Here is a 13,227-nt window from a genome sequence, read left to right as displayed (position 1 = left end):
AATAACTTTATTTAGATCTGAGCGGTGGGGCACATGACGATGTGTTCTATCCCTCAGTTTGATAAGGATTTTTACCTTATTTCTCCATTGAATGCTTTGAATCATCTATAGTTATATGTACTTAGCTTAAATGTGCCCTGTTGGATACGCAGATGAGGCCATCTGTTTATATCCACATTACATTTGAAAGGAGTCATATTGCGTGGCAAAAGTACCTCAAAAAAAGTTGTTACTGTCAGAAATTCAACTTGGCATGAGAGTCAAGTTGCCTTTGTCATGGACGAACCACCCTTTTTTATTTAACCGTGTTGATATTAGCAGTGCCGCTCAAATCGAAATGATCCGTGGCTTAGGCGTTCCCTATGTTTTTTTGTTATCTGAATTGAATCCCGGCTCGGAGACTGTTAGGGAAGATGAGGATGTTGAAGATGAAATTGAAGTTCCACCTGAGCGAGATCTTAAGGCCGATACCCGTAAGGCGATACGTTTAAGCCAAAAGCGTTTCCTTGAGAATGTAAATAACTGCCGAAATGTATTTGGCAAGATAGCCAGTGATCCCGAAGGTGCCTATCGATTATCGGCGGCACTGGTAGAAGACTTGCTCAGCCATCTACAGGAAGTTGAAAAACCTTTCCTCACTTTGGTTGGAATGGATGATAACGATGTCAGTGTGACCCAGCACGGCGTCTCCGTGGCAGTATTAGCAATGATGATGGGCCATGCACTGGATTTAAGCCCAAGGGAACTGCGTGATATTGCTCTTGGTAGTTTGTTACATGATATTGGAAAACTTAAGGTACCTGATGTTATTCGCCGTAAGCGCGGAGCCTTAACACCTCATGAGTCAAATTATCTGCAAATGCACCCTAATTTCGCCTATGACATGCTCAATCGTTCCGGATTATTCCCTAAAGAAGTACTACACATTGTGCTACACCACCATGAGTTTATTGACGGTTCAGGTTTCCCTGATGGGTTAACTGACCATAAAATTCCTATCATTACGCAGATCGTGAGTTTGGCAAATGACTACGATCAACAGCTCAGTGGTCAACAAATATCCTCCCCTCAAGTCGCTTTAGGTTATTTGTTTAAGAATCGGGCCACTAAACATGCCGAATCTTTAATCGCTATTTTGGTTAAAATTCTCGGTATTTATCCACCAGGAACCATAGTGAAACTCTCCGATGGCTGTATCGCAAAAGTCATGATGACGACTAAAGATGTGAGTCAACCCCAAGTGTGGGCCTGCAAAGAGGATGGCAGTGAGCCATCGCTGCGTTTTTTAAGTAATGAAGGCGTGACAGTACAAAAAGCCATCAAGGCGGAAGAGTTGTCCGAGGGTGCTATTCGTACCTTACAAGTCGATAAAGGGATTAGTTTTTATTTTAGTTCGCTACAAGCTTGAATCTTATGCGCTAAGTTCCGTATTCTATCCGCTGATGTGATTCCCTTAGGGCTAATATGGCGAATGTAAAAGCAGAAAACAGCGCAGTAAAATCCAGTGTTGCTTTGGTCGGTTGTGGTTGGTTTGGTTTTGCTTTGGCAAAGCAACTTGTCCATGAAGGCTATCGAGTCACTGGCTGTAAGCGCAGTGCCGAAGAATTATCGGTATTAACTGAAGTCGGGATTGAAGCCTATCCGCTGCAATTGGGCCACGAAGCATCATCTGCCTCCGATGCTCAGGCTTTAAGCGGTTTATTTCAGACTGATTATCTGGTGGTCAATATTCCTCCACGGCTAAAGCGTGGTAATGCCGCTTATCTTGAAGAATTACAACAACTCATCGCATTAACTCAAGGCTGGCAATATCAGCGGATTGTGTTTATCAGCACTACGGGCGTATATCCGACCCAAGATAAATTGATGACAGAAGCCGATGCGATGGCAGAATCAAGCGATAGCCAAGTGCTGTTAGATGCTGAAGCTTTATTTCAAGCATTGCCCCATACCTGTATCGTTCGTTTTGCTGGGCTCGTCGGTCCTAAACGTCATCCTGGGCGTTTTCTTGCTGGAAAAACCGATGTGAGTGGGGCGAATGTCGCGGTAAATTTAGTCCATCTTAGTGACTGTGTGCGCGCGGTTAGCGCAATTCTCGCGGCAACTCATTCTGGATTATCAGTGGCGCCGATTTATAATCTTTGCGCACCTTCACATCCGACTAAAGCTGAGTTTTATCAAGCTGCTGCCGAATCTCTAGGTTTAGTCGCGCCAGAATTTAATCAACAATCTATGCCGAGTAAAGTCATCCAAGCTGACGCGATTGTCACGGATTTAGGCTTTCGATATCAGTATGTTTCGCCGCTGGATATGCTAGCGTCATGTTGAGAAAGGTTCATTACTGTAAAAGGTAAAAGTTGAACTTTTAGGTTATCTTTGAGTTCCAAATTTGCTTGAGCAAATGTGTAATCCTTATTTAAACAAATGACGAATAAAAAGAGACAATATAATGAGCGTGTTTAATCGAGTTCGACCTATAGCAGTATTTGCGTGCGGATTAATGCTGAGTGCCAGCTTTGCCCTGCAGGCTGCAAGTTTCGAAGAAGGCAAGGATTATGTCACTGTGGCGGGCATTACCGAAGCACAAAAGCCAGTGCTGCGGGAGTTTTTTTCTTATAACTGCACACATTGTTATAAGCAAGAACCGCTCATTGAGTCGACAGTAAAGCTGCTTGGCAAAGATGTGGCCTTTGAGCGTACCCCCGTTGGTGCAGGTCGTCCTGCTTGGGAATTGAGCCAGTTTGCCTATTATATGGCGCAAAAATTAAAGATGACTAAGCAAACCCATGGTGCCATTTTTAAGCAAATTCATGAGAAAGGTGAGCAATTTACCACCCTTGAGCAAGTAAAAGCCTTTTTCCTTGCCCAAGGCGCTAAGGCAGATGATGTCGATGCCGCGATGAATTCCGTCGATGCTAAATTCACCCTAATGAATTATGACTCTCAAGCTGAGCTTGCTGGGATCAAGGGGGTACCGTCATTACTGGTTAATGGCCGTTATATGCTGACCTCAACCGCACATACCGCAGAAGAATTGGCAGCGTTAGTGAAGTTTTTAGCTGCGAAGTAACGGCATTTTATAGACGGACGGCACGCGATGTATCATGCGATGAAAGTAGCTTTTTGCGAGTAACCTTTAGTCACGTTTCCTCAAGGTAGATTGAGTAACCCAGCATAGGCTGGGTTATTTTTTGTTGTTAACCTGCAAGGTGACTATGAGTCAAACCCTAACATTGTGACGAAATGACATGATGAAATAAAACGGTAAGCAATTGGGCTGACCTAGGTTTGATGAGAGATTTAACGTCTCTAATTAATTGAGGAACTCATGATTAAAATTCTCAATAATCTAGGCTAAAAATCTCAAGTATCTGATTTTTAGCCAGTCTAGAGCCGTATTAAAGGTCATTTAAATTTCTAATTTCCCTAGTTCAGACAATAAGTTATTTCTATTTATTGGATGAAAATCCTCTTTCTCCATTCACATCCCACTCATTCATGTTCGACATTGGTCTAACCTGTTAAAAAAGTTAAAACCGCATCAAAATGTAATGTTATTGTTAACTCTTTGAATTTGTTTCTATTCGCTATTTGCAGACAGTGTTTTGAATCACGGGTTAGACGAAAGTCGTGATTGTGCTCACACCAGCTGTTGCTAGATTAAACATGACTTAAAATTAAAACAGCACAGGGGAGTCACTATGGGTTTTGAAAACAACGACAAGGCAAAGGGTTATTGGCGCGAGAATATTCGTCTCGTACTGAGCTTATTAGCCATTTGGGCGGCAGTTTCTTTTGGATGCGGCATTTTATTGGTTGATGTACTCAATGAAGTCCATTTCATGGGATTCAAATTAGGTTTCTGGTTTGCACAACAGGGATCTATGTATGTATTCGTTGCGCTTATCTTTGTCTACGCGGCAAAAGCCAACGCCTTAGATAAAAAATATAACGTACAAGAAGACTAAGGAGCTTTGAGATGGATGTTCAAACACTCACATATATTATCGTAGGGCTCTCATTTGCGCTCTACATTGGGATTGCAATCTGGACCCGTGCGGGTTCAACCAAAGAGTTCTATGTTGCTGGCGGCGGTGTTCACCCTGTGGTGAACGGTATGGCAACGGCGGCAGATTGGATGTCAGCGGCGTCATTTATTTCGTTAGCGGGTATTGTGTCTTTCGTCGGTTACGATGGTAGCGTGTACTTGATGGGCTGGACGGGCGGCTACGTATTGCTTGCCCTTTGTATGGCACCGTATTTACGTAAATTTGGTAAGTTTACTGTGCCAGATTTCGTCGGTGAGCGTTATTACTCACAGGCGGCACGTACTGTAGCGGTTATCTGTGCCATCTTTATTTGCTTTACGTATATTGCAGGGCAAATGCGCGGTGTGGGTGTTGTGTTCTCGCGTTTCCTTGAAGTGGATGTGGATACGGGCGTATATATCGGTATGGCGGTCGTGTTCTTCTACGCGGTACTCGGTGGTATGAAAGGGATTACCTACACTCAGGTTGCCCAATACTGCGTACTGATTTTCGCCTTTATGGTTCCGGCTATTTTCCTTTCAGTGATGATGACGGGCCACTTAGTACCGCAAATTGGTTTTGGTGCTGAGTTACTGGATGCCGCTGGTAATAATAGCGGTGTGTATTTGTTAGAAAAACTCAATAACGTTTCGGTTGAGCTCGGCTTTGCACCTTACACCGACGGTTCTAAGAGCATGATAGATGTGTTCTGTATTACGGGAGCCTTGATGGTGGGTACTGCGGGTTTACCCCATGTTATCGTGCGTTTCTTCACTGTACCTAAGGTGAAGGATGCACGTATCACTGCCGGATGGTCGCTTGTTTTTATTGCGATTATGTACACCACAGTACCTGCGTTAGCAGCGTTCTCCCGCGTGAACATGATTGAAACTATTAACGGTCCCGATTCTAAAGGTGTGGCTTATGAGTCTGCACCAGATTGGATTAAGAACTGGGAAAAAACCGGTTTGATTAAGTGGGATGACAAAAATGGCGACGGTAAAATTTACTATTCGTCAGGTAAGATTGAAGATCCCGCTAGCAAAAATGAAATGAAGATTGATAACGATATTATCGTACTTGCTACGCCAGAAATCGCTAATTTACCAGCTTGGGTTATCGCCCTCGTGGCGGCGGGTGGTTTAGCAGCAGCGTTATCAACATCTGCAGGCTTGCTATTGGTGATTTCAACGTCGGTTTCACACGACCTATTGAAAAAGAATTTAATGCCTAACCTTTCCGATAAAAAAGAGCTGCTATACGCTCGCTTGGCGGCAGGTATCGGCATTGTGATTGCGGGTTACTTTGGGGTGAACCCTCCTGGTTTCGTGGCGGCAGTGGTGGCATTCGCCTTCGGATTAGCGGCTTCCTCACTGTTCCCTGCCATTGTTATGGGTATTTTCTCTAAGACAATGAATAAAGAAGGTGCGATTGCCGGTATGTTAACGGGTCTACTGTTTACTGCTGGTTATATCATCTACTTCAAGTTTGTTGATCCAACGGCTAACATAGCTGCTAACTGGTTTCTGGGTATTTCACCAGAAGGTATTGGTATGGTAGGCATGTTAGTGAACTTCGGTGTGGCAGCGATAGTGAGTCGAGTCACTGCGGCAACACCACTGCATGTTCAGGAGATGGTTGAATCGATTCGTTTCCCTAAAGGTTCGGGTGAAGCAAGCGGCCACTAACCTTACTGCGTAATGGTGAGTACCAACACAAGAGAGCGCTTCGGCGCTCTTTTTTATGGCTCTTTTGGCCAGCCTTTATGATTCTGTGGGGAGTCACTTTATTATGCTTGCGGCTGACTTTAGTCGAATGTAGCGTAGCGACAATGCAGGCTATAGTGATGACATCTCAGTAAAAATTCGCCTAAAGAAGGTGTTGCCTATGAATGCCAGTGAGTTACAACCCGTAGTGCAATTTCTACAGGGACTTGTGCCCTTTGATGCTCTGCCTGAGGATGTTGTTGTGCGCTGCGCTAAGGCTGTTACTGTTGGGTATTACAGCAAAGCCTCTGGTTATGTTAATTTCGACGCGAATTCGCCTAAGTTGTATATGGTGCGTAGCGGCGCCTTTGAGGTGCGCGATCCTGACGGCGTGTTGGTGGATAGAGTGGGTGAGGGTGAGTTTTTTGGCTTTTCTACTTTGTTATCAGGGGAAAAAGTCGTTAATAAAGTCGCTATTCTTGAAGACGGTCTAGTTTATCATCTGCCCCAAGCCTTGTTTGATAGCCTTAGGAGTGAGAGTCGTCACTTCGATAAGTTTTTTACCCGCGCCTTCGCAAAGCGTTTACGCCATGAGGCCCGCTTTAAGGCAAAGGATCTGACGACCACAAGTCGGATAAGTACCTTGATGTCTTCCACTCCCATCGTTATAGATGCCCAAGCTAGCGTGACTCAGGCGGCACTCTTGATGCGAAATCGCCGAGTATCGTCCTTATTGGTGACGGATAATCATAAATTGGTTGGCATCTTAACCGATAAGGATTTGCGTAATCGCGTGTTAGCAGCTGGGCTTGATGGCAGCGTTGCTGTGCATCAAGCCATGACGGTTTCACCTATCTCGATTTCCTCCAATGCATTGATTTTTGAAGCCATGCTGCTGATGAGTGAGCATAATATTCATCACTTACCTATTATCGATCAAGATAAAGCTATCGGTATGGTGACCAGTACTGACATCTTGCGCGGGCAGGGCTCACAACCGCTACTGTTGATTGGTGAGATAGAACGGCAGCAGGATCTTGCCAGTTTAATTGGTGTCAGTAAGCAAATTCCCCTATTGCTGCAAAATCTTATTAGTGCCGATGCCAGAGCTGAAGAAATTGGCCGAGTGTTAACCTCTGTCACCGATGCGCTGACGCGGAGATTAATCTTGCTCAATCAACAATTGCTTGGTGAACCGCCGATGGCCTTTTGCTGGTTGGCATTTGGCTCGCAGGGACGACAAGATCAGGCTGCGTGTTCAGATCAAGATAATGGCTTGTTAGTCGCAGAAGAGATGGATGATTTTGCTAAAGGTTATTTTGATGCCTTAACCCATGCCGTATGCGCAGGGCTTGACCAATGTGGTTATGAATTTTGTCCCGGCAATATTATGGCGCAAAATCCCCAATGGCGGATGTCACTCAAACAGTGGCAACAGGTATTTGAAAAATGGGTCATAACGCCTGAGCCTAAGGCGTTAATGCACGCCAGCATCTTCTTCGATATGCGATCGGTTTACGGTCCACAAACCCTGTTTGATGCCTTACAGGATAAAGTCTTGGCTCAAACCCGCGATAACGATATTTTCCTCGCGGGTATGACAGGCAATTCGCTGGTGGAGTCGCCGCCGTTAGGATTTTTTCGCAAATTTGTACTCGAGCGGGATGGTAGTGAAGTTAAAGGCATCGATTTGAAGCATAAGGGCAATGCTTTGATCAACGATATTTCCCGTGTTTATGCCTTGTCTGCGGGCATTAAAGAAGTGAATACCGCAAAACGTATTCGTGCCTTGATGGATGCGAATATCCTCAATCGACAAGATGCGCTCAATTTGGCTGATGCCCACGAGTTTATCGCCCATATGCGGTTATCGAACCAAGGTTATCAACATAATCAAGGGGTAGAGGTGAGTAATTATTTGCTGCCTGGGCATTTGTCTTCGCTGGTTCGTCATCAGTTACGTGACGCTTTTAAAGTCGTGCATGAGGCGCAGGCGGGGATGAAGATGAAATTTATGCGAAGTTTTTGATATGAATACATTGTTGCTGAAAACTCAGCTCAATTGGCGGGCGCTGCGTTGCCAACATCATTTATTTAAAGGCTATTATCAGTCGCTGTTGCCTCTGCTGGCAATGCCGTTATCTGAAGCGCCGTTAACGGCGATGGATTTGGAGATGACAGGGCTCAATCCACAGCAAGACCAAATTCTCAGTATTGGATTGGTGCCGATTGAGCGCGGTGAGATCCCGTTGGCACGCGCCGAGCAAAAGTTAGTGCAAATTCGCGGTAGTGTAGGCCAAAGCGCGACGATCCACGGCATTCTTGACAATCATTTGGTGCAAGCTGTCACCATTGAAGAAGCCATGTGCTGGTTTATCAATCAAACCTATGGACGCGTGCTGGTGGCACATCATGCCCGTTTAGATTGTCGTTTTTTACAGCAGGATTTATTGACGATTTATCATCAAGCCCTTGTTTTACCTGCAATCGATACTTTAATGGTTGAAAAGCACCGTTTACTACGGGAACATTCAGTGATTAAAGAGGGGAGTTTGCGTCTCGGTGCTTGTCGCGAACGTTACAGTTTACCCATTTATACAGCCCATAGCGCGCTGACCGATGCCTTAGCTTGTGGGGAATTATTACTCGCGCAAATGGCCGCCATGGGCGGTGCGGCAAAGCTTACCGTGGCTGATTTACTGCAAAAATCGACTTAGTCAGTGTTAACTGAAATCACTCTTTGTGGTGAGTGAATCCATTTGAGATGGATTGGTTTCACCTGGATTTCATCTTAGGTTAATCACTGACAAGCTAAACTCAGTTTACATTTAATCCTCTGTTCAAATTCAACCTGCCGTTAACTTGGCAATCCAACCAACTTGTACTTCACTCTACTAAGTTGAGTGTGTAGGAGAATATGATGCCGTTACCTTTACTTTGGGTGGGTGGTGCCGTAATCGGTGCGGTTTTGCTGGCCGATGAGCGCCAGCAGCGTCAACAGCTTGAGCGTGACAGATTACTCGGTAAGGCCCCTAAGTACCCCGTTGCCAATTGCGCTATGGTGGCACCGCCGAGTCAATGGCAAAAGGGATTAAAACAAGTATCGCCAATTCCTGGCAGTATCGTCTGTTGTTATGTTTTTGGCGTGATTGAGCATACTGGCATTTGGCTTGGTGATGATTGCCTCGTAGAGTTACATGGCTCAGGGCTGGTGCGGGCTGTATCGGTAAAGCGTTTTTTAGCGGGACGGACCGGTAGCCAAATCTATCTTGCCTGTAATCACCAACATCAGCCTCTTATTGCCGACTCTGTGTTGCCCCGCGCTGAACAGGCGATTTATCAGTATCGGGAATATGATTTATTCGACAACAATTGCCATCGATTTGTTTGGTCTTGTATTAGTGGCAGCGAAGGCGTGATTAAAGGCTTTAATGAGTTAAATCAAAAACTCGCCGAACATTTTAATCAAGCTATCTATTGGGATGAGATGATCATTAGCAAGCTGAATGAATAAGTTCTGTAGTCATATACTAAAAAAGCCATCGCTTAAGATGGCTTTTATGTTTTAGTGAAACACTATGTAATCGTTTTGCAGAAACCGTTTACGGCTTACAAAAATAATCTACAGCGCGTTTGACTAACTCTATGCCTGTTTTATCACAAGGCGGTAACTCGGCATCACTGATATTGATAGGTGTGACACGATTTCCCCATTGCAGCAAGAGTGCGGCAGAGGTTAAGCCTGCGCCAAAGGCACAAGAGAGTATGGTTTGATTCGGCTTGATAATGCCTTGTTCTAACGCATCACAAATCGCAATTGGAATCGTCGCCGCCGAGGTATTGCCATAATTAGCGATGTTCACGAAGGCTTTTTCTTTCGGGATTTTCATTCGGCTAACTAAGGTATCAATAATACGTTCGTTGGCTTGATGCGGGATCACGAGATCCACTTCATCCTTATCAACACCACATTTTTCAAGCACTTTAGTGCTCAATTTATTCATTCCGTTAATCGCACGCTTGAAGATTTCTTGGCCATCGAATTCAATGAAAAAGTCCAATGAGTCGGCTGAGAATCTGTCCATCGCCGTGCCAAAGCCCGCTTTCAGAATATCACGACCTTCAGGATCGTTATTCAGTTCATAACCGAGCACGCCACCGGCAACATCTGTCGCTTCAACCACAACGGCACCCGCACCATCACCAAATAGCACTGCGGTTTCGCGGCGCGACCAATCTAAATAGAAAGATAAACGTTCAGCACCAATGACTAATACTTTCTTGCTCTGGCCACTCTTGATTTGTGAGCTGGCTAAACCTAAGCCATATAAGAAGCCACTGCAGGCAGCATTGATATCGAATGCGGCACAACTGGCGCCAATATTAGCTTGTACAGTGGATGCAATATTTGGGATCAAAGTGTCTGGGCTGGCACTGGCCAGAATGATCATGTCGATTTCACTGCCATCAATACCCGCTGCTGCGAGCGCACGTTGTGCTGCAACTGAAGCAAGTTCAGAGGTATTTACATGACTGATATGGCGCTGGCTGATCCCTGTGCGAGATTTGATCCATTCGTCGGATGTCTCGATAAAGGTAGCAAGATCATCGTTGGTCAGCGTGGCTGGTGGAACACATTTGCCCCAACCTGTGATAGTGGCGTACTGCATGGTGGTTTCTCTCAAATAAAAAAGGCAGAACCTGAGCGCTGCCTTGAATCGACAACAAAGCTTATCGGCAACTCTAATGGCCGTCCGTGATCTAGACCACCTGTTTGGCGACGAGATCTCGAATTGTCATTGCGGCATGCAGAATATGATGACGCAGTAGCGCCGTCGCTTTTTCTGTTTCTCTCAGTTTGCAGTGGTTGAGCAAAGCCCTGTGCTCATGCTCTGCGGCAGGAATTCCCCCCGCGAGCAATAACTGCAAACGAATGTATCTATCACAATTAGTATTGAGGCCGTGAACAACCTCAAGGGTGTGTGGGCGATTAGCCGCCTGATATAAGCAAGTGTGAAATTGCGTATTCAACTCGCTCCAACTGGCGACGGCATCTTCATGTTTGAAGGCCGACTCCAATTGCTCGAGTACACGTTCTGCTTTTTCTAAATCAGCCTCTTGAAGTCGTGGGATCGCTTTCGCAAGCAGATCGGTTTCGATCATTGCACGTAATTCAAAAAGTTCGGTGACTTGTTCGACGGATAAAACTGTCGCAGTCGCACCTTTATGGGGCTCAAACTTAACGAGTCCTTCGGCTTCGAGTTGCAATAACGCTTCTCTCACCGGAATACGGCTGACATTTAACGCTTCAGCCAAAGCACTTTGTCTGAGGGGTTCTCCTGCGGCTATGTCACCTGAAAGAATTCTCTCTCTGAGCACTTCCACAACTAACTGGGTGCGGGTTTTGTGGACGATAGGAGTAGTTCGACTCATTATTTCCGTCTATTTCGGGTATTTTCTCGTTATTTGCCCAAGATTACCGTTAAAAACACCACAAATAAAGGGAAATGCTTGATTGAGTGCAGCATCTAAGAGACTAATAATGCCCAAAAGACGGGGTTTTTTGTGGTTTTCTCTTACGATTTGAAGCGCATTCCTTGCGAGCGGCTTCGATGGCAACGGTGGCAATTATTTGTAAAAACGCTGTTCAGCTCACTGCTGGATTTTTTTGGACTCTAATTTGGTGGGACAATTACTATCTCGCATAGACACAAGCTGTGCATAGAGATTTGCCTGTACAGCCACGAAATATCACTAACGCGCAATTTAGCACTAAAAGCATAACTTCAGCGGTGCAATTTCTGATAATGAATGGAATAATAGCGCGATAACGCCTTAGGCGATTTGGGAGTATTACAGTGAGTCGAGCAGTATTTTTAGACCGTGATGGCGTGATTAACAAAGACCATGGTTATGTCTATTTAGTGGATGACTTCGAATATATTGACGGTGTGTTTGAATCTTGCCTCTCTTTAAAAGAAATGGGCTACAAGTTAGTTGTCGTCACTAACCAATCTGGTATTGCCCGTGGCATGTACACTGAAGACCAATTCCACAGCTTAACGGAGTGGATGGATTGGAACTTTGCCGACAAAGGGGTCGAGCTCGATGGTATTTACTATTGCCCGCACCATGCCGAGAAAGGCATAGGGGAATATAAGGTCGATTGTGATTGCCGCAAACCTAAGCCGGGTATGCTTAATGATGCGGCGCAATTCTTAAAAATCGACTTAGCGCACTCAGTCATGGTTGGCGACAAAGCCGAAGATATGCAGGCAGCGAAAGCGGCGGGCGTGACTACTCGTATATTAGTGCGCAGTGGTAAGGTTATTGCCGATGACAGTGATGCCACTGTGGTACTCGACAGTATTGCCGATGTGCCGTCTTACTTAAAAAGCCTAGGCTAGTCGCTACGCTATTACTTATAAGCAGATAAACATTTGCTTATAAGTTCATCTCAAGTAGCTACTATCACAGTAGCCAGTAGCGTGGGTTGTTGCTCTTGTTGAATGGAAGCTTGCGTTAAAAGTGATCTAACATGACAAGAGCTAACCAATAGGTTGGCTCTTGTCATTTCTAGCGCTGGATTAATCTCATCTTTGCCCTTAATTCAGCATAGATTCGATAATATTGGCGTTAAAACACACTTTTAGTTTAAAAAGTGTGCGCTTGAATCGTTTTTCGTAATTATTCGCGCCAAAGGGGTTGCGGTAAAATCTGACATCCCTATAATGCGCATCCACTGACCCAGCGGGGTCAAGGGTTAAACGCTGAATAAGCTGCTAACCATGCTCTTTAACAATTTATCAAGCAAATCTGTGTGGACACTCACAGGTGTTGAGTTAATCGAAACTGCTTAACCTTAGGGTTGGCAGTCAAAAATTTAAATCAATGTTTTCAAGTCATTCTTCTCAACGAGAAGCGTGACTGAGTGTTCATAGTAATATGTACATACAGTAATGTATGAGTTGAAACGTGATGCTTCTTAGTGAGCAAAGCGAATCAAAACAGTAGAATTCATTGAGCCGTTTGACGTGAGTCAAACAACAAAACTTTAATTGAAGAGTTTGATCATGGCTCAGATTGAACGCTGGCGGCAGGCCTAACACATGCAAGTCGAGCGGCAGCACAAGGGAGTTTACTTCTGAGGTGGCGAGCGGCGGACGGGTGAGTAATGCCTAGGGATCTGCCCAGTCGAGGGGGATAACAGTTGGAAACGACTGCTAATACCGCATACGCCCTAYGGGGGAAAGGAGGGGACCTTCGGGCCTTCCGCGATTGGATGAACCTAGGTGGGATTAGCTAGTTGGTGAGGTAATGGCTCACCAAGGCGACGATCCCTAGCTGTTCTGAGAGGATGATCAGCCACACTGGGACTGAGACACGGCCCAGACTCCTACGGGAGGCAGCAGTGGGGAATATTGCACAATGGGGGAAACCCTGATGCAGCCATGCCGCGTGTGTGAAGAAGGCCTTCGGGTTGTAAAGCACTT

At 45.3% G+C, this 13,227-nt stretch carries 11 protein-coding genes and 1 rRNA gene; 10 read left to right on the top strand and 2 right to left on the bottom strand.

Annotation, left to right across the window (positions count from 1 at the left end; genetic code table 11):
• Window positions 1-202 precede the first annotated feature (202 nt).
• From L5L94_RS12065 to L5L94_RS12030, 8 genes are all read left to right on the top strand, one after another.
• On the top strand, window positions 203-1,408 hold the full coding sequence (locus L5L94_RS12065) for an HD-GYP domain-containing protein (protein WP_173244162.1): 1,206 nt from the start codon (window positions 203-205) through the stop codon (window positions 1,406-1,408).
• A gap of 56 nt (window positions 1,409-1,464) precedes the next feature.
• Window positions 1,465-2,328: an SDR family oxidoreductase gene (locus L5L94_RS12060; protein ID WP_263163322.1), complete on the top strand. Its 864-nt coding sequence runs from the start codon at window positions 1,465-1,467 to the stop codon at window positions 2,326-2,328.
• Between the two features lie 121 nt (window positions 2,329-2,449).
• Entirely contained in the window at window positions 2,450-3,070 is a 621-nt protein-coding gene (locus tag L5L94_RS12055) for a thiol:disulfide interchange protein DsbA/DsbL (RefSeq protein ID WP_263163321.1), read from the top strand.
• 631 nt (window positions 3,071-3,701) lie between these two features.
• Entirely contained in the window at window positions 3,702-3,968 is a 267-nt protein-coding gene (locus L5L94_RS12050) for a DUF4212 domain-containing protein (RefSeq protein ID WP_006082142.1), read from the top strand.
• A gap of 11 nt (window positions 3,969-3,979) precedes the next feature.
• Window positions 3,980-5,716, top strand: a complete 1,737-nt coding sequence (locus L5L94_RS12045; protein WP_131523557.1) for a sodium:solute symporter family protein — start codon at window positions 3,980-3,982, stop codon at window positions 5,714-5,716.
• Window positions 5,717-5,915: 199 nt separating this feature from the next.
• Window positions 5,916-7,763 (top strand): DUF294 nucleotidyltransferase-like domain-containing protein, encoded by a 1,848-nt coding sequence (locus L5L94_RS12040; RefSeq protein ID WP_263163319.1) that lies wholly within the window; start codon window positions 5,916-5,918, stop codon window positions 7,761-7,763.
• 1 nt (window position 7,764) lies between these two features.
• Window positions 7,765-8,451 carry an exonuclease domain-containing protein gene (locus L5L94_RS12035; protein WP_263163317.1) on the top strand — a complete coding sequence of 229 codons (687 nt, stop codon included), beginning with the start codon at window positions 7,765-7,767 and terminating at the stop codon, window positions 8,449-8,451.
• A gap of 203 nt (window positions 8,452-8,654) precedes the next feature.
• Window positions 8,655-9,248 (top strand): lecithin retinol acyltransferase family protein, encoded by a 594-nt coding sequence (locus L5L94_RS12030; protein ID WP_263163315.1) that lies wholly within the window; start codon window positions 8,655-8,657, stop codon window positions 9,246-9,248.
• Window positions 9,249-9,336: 88 nt separating this feature from the next.
• Here L5L94_RS12030 and L5L94_RS12025 read toward each other — a convergent pair whose 3' ends face one another.
• Together L5L94_RS12025 and L5L94_RS12020 are read right to left on the bottom strand one after the other, a co-directional pair.
• Entirely contained in the window at window positions 9,337-10,404 is a 1,068-nt protein-coding gene (locus tag L5L94_RS12025) for a ketoacyl-ACP synthase III (protein WP_028760951.1), read from the bottom strand.
• Between the two features lie 91 nt (window positions 10,405-10,495).
• Window positions 10,496-11,167, bottom strand: coding sequence for a GntR family transcriptional regulator (locus L5L94_RS12020; RefSeq protein WP_028760950.1), 672 nt, complete (start codon window positions 11,165-11,167; stop codon window positions 10,496-10,498).
• A 425-nt stretch (window positions 11,168-11,592) separates the two neighbouring features.
• Here L5L94_RS12020 and gmhB point away from each other — a divergent pair, with 425 nt between their 5' ends.
• Both gmhB and L5L94_RS12010 read left to right on the top strand, forming a co-directional pair.
• A complete protein-coding gene (gene gmhB, locus L5L94_RS12015) occupies window positions 11,593-12,141 on the top strand; it encodes a D-glycero-beta-D-manno-heptose 1,7-bisphosphate 7-phosphatase (RefSeq protein WP_219253763.1) in 549 nt (182 codons plus the stop codon).
• A gap of 648 nt (window positions 12,142-12,789) precedes the next feature.
• Window positions 12,790-13,227, top strand: a 16S ribosomal RNA gene (locus L5L94_RS12010); the annotation flags it as partial.

It is taken from the genome of Shewanella sp. SM21, assembly GCF_025654335.1.
GTDB lineage: Bacteria > Pseudomonadota > Gammaproteobacteria > Enterobacterales > Shewanellaceae > Shewanella > Shewanella oncorhynchi.
This window is presented reverse-complemented; position numbering and strand designations above follow the sequence as displayed.

Coding starts and splice junctions, on each gene's coding strand:
- L5L94_RS12025 (WP_028760951.1), bottom strand. CDS start 10,404: ATGCAGTACGCCACTATCACAGGTTGGGGCAAATGTGTTCCACCAGCC.
- L5L94_RS12055 (WP_263163321.1), top strand. CDS start 2,450: ATGAGCGTGTTTAATCGAGTTCGACCTATAGCAGTATTTGCGTGCGGA.
- L5L94_RS12040 (WP_263163319.1), top strand. CDS start 5,916: ATGAATGCCAGTGAGTTACAACCCGTAGTGCAATTTCTACAGGGACTT.
- L5L94_RS12035 (WP_263163317.1), top strand. CDS start 7,765: ATGAATACATTGTTGCTGAAAACTCAGCTCAATTGGCGGGCGCTGCGT.
- L5L94_RS12050 (WP_006082142.1), top strand. CDS start 3,702: ATGGGTTTTGAAAACAACGACAAGGCAAAGGGTTATTGGCGCGAGAAT.
- L5L94_RS12060 (WP_263163322.1), top strand. CDS start 1,465: ATGGCGAATGTAAAAGCAGAAAACAGCGCAGTAAAATCCAGTGTTGCT.
- L5L94_RS12045 (WP_131523557.1), top strand. CDS start 3,980: ATGGATGTTCAAACACTCACATATATTATCGTAGGGCTCTCATTTGCG.
- L5L94_RS12030 (WP_263163315.1), top strand. CDS start 8,655: ATGCCGTTACCTTTACTTTGGGTGGGTGGTGCCGTAATCGGTGCGGTT.
- L5L94_RS12020 (WP_028760950.1), bottom strand. CDS start 11,167: ATGAGTCGAACTACTCCTATCGTCCACAAAACCCGCACCCAGTTAGTT.